The organism is Pseudodonghicola xiamenensis DSM 18339 (assembly GCF_000429365.1).
Classification (GTDB): domain Bacteria; phylum Pseudomonadota; class Alphaproteobacteria; order Rhodobacterales; family Rhodobacteraceae; genus Pseudodonghicola; species Pseudodonghicola xiamenensis.
On sequence record NZ_AUBS01000075.1, the window covers coordinates 1 to 3,419 of the forward strand.

Annotated in this window: 3 protein-coding genes; 1 reads left to right on the plus strand and 2 read right to left on the minus strand. The window is 58.4% G+C overall.

Translation table 11 applies throughout. The annotated features are described in order from the left end of the window. Positions 1 to 199: 199 nt before the first annotated feature. Complete coding sequence (locus G455_RS0121995) at positions 200 to 547, minus strand: cyclophilin-like fold protein (RefSeq protein ID WP_028095586.1); 348 nt, start codon at positions 545 to 547, stop codon at positions 200 to 202. Positions 548 to 734: 187 nt separating this feature from the next. Beyond that, positions 735 to 1,937, minus strand: a complete 1,203-nt coding sequence (locus G455_RS25205) for an NAD(P)-dependent alcohol dehydrogenase (RefSeq protein WP_051312689.1) — start codon at positions 1,935 to 1,937, stop codon at positions 735 to 737. Between the two features lie 283 nt (positions 1,938 to 2,220). Between G455_RS25205 and G455_RS0122005 the strand changes: the two genes are divergently transcribed. Continuing rightward, complete coding sequence (locus G455_RS0122005) at positions 2,221 to 3,168, plus strand: LysR family transcriptional regulator (RefSeq protein ID WP_229861875.1); 948 nt, start codon at positions 2,221 to 2,223, stop codon at positions 3,166 to 3,168. Positions 3,169 to 3,419: the final 251 nt, after the last annotated feature.

Sequence of the window (3,419 nt, forward strand, 5' to 3'; positions counted from 1 at the left end):
CCCTCCTATAGTTGGAGAGCGTGAATCACGCCGCCAGTGGCGCCGCAAGCCGATTAATGGGTCCTGAGCCTAGGCCCTTTGTGCGAAACCAGCCTTCTGTCCCCAATCCCAGGACAACGGACACACAAAGCTTACAAGCACTGCGGACCCATAAGAAGGAGGGAGCGATTGTCGCCCCCTCCTTTGCTTCAATCCATAGTCACTCCGCAAGATCGAAGCGAGCGGTCGGATTGCCCATCAGCGCGTCGAGCGGACCATCGAACGCGCCGAGCCGGACAAGACCTGCAGTCTTGTTGAACGGCTTGTAGAAAATCGCGAGATTGCCCCAAGGCGCATAGAGCGTTATGTCGCCTGGCGCCGGTTCGTAACTGCGCGGAGCTCCAGAGGTGTCGAGCTTTCGCGGCAGGTTCGCTATTTTCTCGATGCCGTGATAGTCGGTCAACTCGAGATGGAGCGGCAAGAGGCGAGCGAAATCGCGACCTGCAGGGGTGTCGTCCAAGGTCGCGGTCAGAACCTTCTGCCCGATGGTCACCGTGATCCGGGTCATGTTCTCTCCTTCTCCTGCTCGTGCGCTGGTCAGCCCCGCGGCGAGGCCTATTGCGGCAAGAAATGTGCCGATTGCTGTGGGTCGCATCTACAGCCCCCTTATTTGTGCGGCTCTTCACGTCAGGTGCAAAGGCGCTGGTCCCTCGCGCCGCGTTATCATGGGTGAGCCGCTTCCAGGAAATGCCAGATCAAACCTGCGTCATGTCGATGACATATCGATAGCGCGCTTCCTTGTTGACGACTTTTTCACAGGCTGTGCCGATCTGATCCGGGGTGATCATCTCATAGGTCGCCGCGATACCATGATGCGCGGCAAAGTCGATTACCCGCTGGGTCTCCGCGATCCCGCCGGTCAGCGACCCGGCGAGGCTTTGACGGCCAAAGGCCATCAGCATCCCCTGCGCGCCCTGAACCTCGAACAGGGCGCCGACATTGACCAGCGTCTTGTCGAGTTTCAGCAGGTTGAGGAAAGGCTGCATCGGATAGGCGACCGGCACGGTGGACAACATCAGATCGAATGTTCCCATCTGACGCCCGATCGCCGCGTCGTCCGACCACAGATAGGCTTCGGCCGCACCGAAGCGTTTGGCATCAGCGATCTTGTCCTCGGATGTGGTGAAGACCACGACTTCGGCGCCTTTGGCCGCAGCGAGCTTCACCGCAAGGTGACCCAGGCCGCCCATGCCGATCACGCCATAGCGCTGGCCGTGCTGAAGATTCCAGTGGTTGATCGGGGAGAAGGTGGTGATCCCGGCGCAAAGCAGCGGGGCAAAGCCGGCCAAATCCACACCCGGCGGAATGCGAAGCGCGAATTCCTCCTTCACGACGATCTTCCTGGAATAGCCCCCATAGGTCACACCGCCCGAGATCTTGTCGGCTGAATCATAGGTGAACGTCGTGCCGTTGAGGCAGTTCTGTTCTCGGTCGGCAAGACAGTTGACGCAAGTGCCGCAGCTGTCGACCATGGTGCCGACGCCGGCGATGTCGCCTTCGCGAAATTTTGTGACCTCGGGGCCGGTGCCGACCACCCGGCCGACCATCTCGTGCCCAGGGACCAGCGGGAAGTGCGGCATACCCCAGTCGCCTTTGTACGTATGAACGTCGGAATGGCAAATCGAGCTGTACATGATCTCGATGACAACATCCTTCGCCCCTGCCGCACGGCGCGAAATGGTGTAGGGTGCGAAGTTTCCCTCGGTGTCGTGCGCGGCCCAGGCCTGAACCTTGGATTCCGCCAGAGTTCCGTTTGTCGTCTGAGCTGCAGCCTGCGCCGCTATCATGGATGTGGCGACCGGCGCGGCAGCAAGCACCGCCCCGCTGCGCAGGAAATCTCGGCGGCTTGCACCCTCACGGGTCAGGGTTTCAGGCTTATCATTGCAGGACTGGCACATGCCGATCTTCCTCTCCTGAGTGCGGACAATAACGGCTCCGGTCCGGAGTCGTCTGTCTTTCAAAATGCGCTCACAGGATCAGCAAAATAACTGTCTCTTGCCGCACAACATCCATGAGCCGCGCTCATGAGAATATCCGAACTGCGGCGCATTATCGTCCAGGCTCATCTCGTTCACTGTCGGGTAATGCAGAGAGAGCTGCCCGCGCGGTCATGCGCGAAAGAATGCGTGCCCCGGGCCTGTTCGAATAATTTGTGGAAATCATGAGCTGAGCGCATATACCATGAGACTGACCAGCCAAATGACCCTAGGGAAACCAACCGAGGCATCAACGATGTTGCGTGAAAATATCAACGATCTGATCGCTTTGGCTGCCGTGGCCGAGGAACGCAGCTTCACCAAGGCGGCTGCACGACTCAACGTGTCGCAATCGGCGCTTAGCCACACAATCAAAGCATTGGAACAGCGCCTTGGATTGCGTCTGCTGACCCGCACCACGCGTTCAGTCGCGCCAACACTTGAGGGAGAGGACCTGCTCGCGACCCTCAATCCTTGTTTCGACATGATCGAGGCGCGGCTGCGCGCGCTGGATGATGCCCGCGATCAGCCGACGGGTACGGTCCGGATCGTTTCGACCGATTATGCCATCGAGACAGTCCTGTGGCCGAAACTTTCCCCAATCCTGAAGCAATACCCTTCAATCAATATTGAACTGGTGATGGACTATGGCTTCACCGACCTGGCTTCCGCGCAATGTGATGCGGGGGTACGCTATGGGGACAGCGTGAGCGAAGGAATGATCGCGACAAGGATTGGTCCCGACGAGCGGATGCTGTGCGTCGGGGCGCCGGAATATTTCGAGAAGGCTGGCATCCCCAAGACACCGCATGATCTGACTGATCACGCATGTATTAACCTACGCCTTTCGACTCATGGTGCTCTCTATGCCTGGGAGTTCGAAGACGCCGAGGGTCATGAGATCAGGGTGAAGGTCTCCGGACAGATTTGCTTCAATACAATAGCATTCGTCGAACGCGCGGCGCTTGATGGGCATGGCCTTGCACTGGTGCCCGACCGGTTGGCTGCGCCACATCTCGAAAGCGGAGCGCTAAAGGCCTGTCTTGAGGAATATTCCCCGTATTTTCCTGGATTTCACCTGTATTACCCAAGCCGGCAGCGCCCCTCTTCGGCCTTCGGGGTCGTGGTCGAGGCGCTGCGAGAGCGGGGGTGAACGCAGCAGGCAATAAGTCGGGTTACTCATGCAGGGAGATCATGAGTCATATAATTATTGCGCCGATTATCATTGCCCGAAGCGGAGGTTAGGTTCTCCGCATTCCGTCATTCGAAGGTCGATGAATGACGCTCATGAGTGTCTTGCTCATTCCGGCATTAACAGGCTGCTGAAGAAGTCGGCCTTGAAGGACGTTATTCCTGCCGCCACGATTTGAAGTCGGTTTTCTTCGGCATCGGCATCGGCATCGG